The 830-nt window shown below is 76.5% G+C and carries 1 protein-coding gene; it reads left to right on the forward strand.

Translation table 11 applies throughout. The features are described from left to right. On the forward strand, nucleotides 1-830 hold an 830-nt coding region (locus FV233_RS29655; RefSeq protein ID WP_147899659.1), incomplete at both ends, for an ATP-binding cassette domain-containing protein.

The raw sequence follows: 830 nt of genomic DNA on the forward strand, positions 1-830 counted from the left end.
GCCCGGCGCAACGCCGAGGTCATCGCCGCGATGGGCCTGGAGCGGGCGCTGTGCCGGCGCTGGCAGGCGGCGCACGACGACTGCACCGACGCCCAGCAGCGCAGCGCCGACGTCGCCGGTGGCCTCGGCGCCGCGTCGAAGGCCTGCCGCATGGCGCTGCAATCCGGGGTGCTGGCGCTCGGCGCCTGGCTGGTGATCAACAACCAGGCCTCGGGCGGGATCATCATCGCCGCCTCGATCCTGGTGGCGCGCGCGCTGGCGCCGGCCGAACTCGCGATCGCCAACTGGCGGGGCTTCGTCGGCGCGCGCCAGAGCTGGGCGCGGCTGTCGCTCGCGCTCGATCGCATGCCGACGATCTCCGACCCGCTGGCGCTGCCGGCGCCGCGCGCGAGCCTGTCGGTCGAGGCGGTGAGCCTGATCCCGCCGGGCACGCAGCGCGCGGTGGTGCAGGATGCGAGCTTCCAGCTCGCGGCCGGTCAGGCACTCGGGGTGATCGGGGCGTCAGCGTCGGGCAAGTCGAGCCTGGTCCGGGCGCTGGTGCGGGTGTGGACGCCGGCGCGCGGCCGGGTCCGGCTCGACGGGGCGGCGCTGGACCAGTGGTCGGCGGAGGGGCTCGGCCCGCATATCGGCTACCTGCCGCAGGAGGCCGAGCTGTTCGCCGGCACGATCGCGCAGAACATCGCCCGGTTCGACGACGCCGCCTCGGCCGGGGCGATCGTGGCGGCGGCGGAGGCCGCGGGCACGCACGAGCTGATCCTGCGTCTCCCGCAGGGCTACGACACGCCGCTGGGCGAGGGCGGGGCCGGGCTCTCGGCCGGGCAGCGCCAGCG

The sequence above is a fragment of the Methylobacterium sp. WL7 genome (assembly GCF_008040085.1).
Taxonomy (GTDB): Bacteria; Pseudomonadota; Alphaproteobacteria; order Rhizobiales; family Beijerinckiaceae; genus Methylobacterium; species Methylobacterium mesophilicum.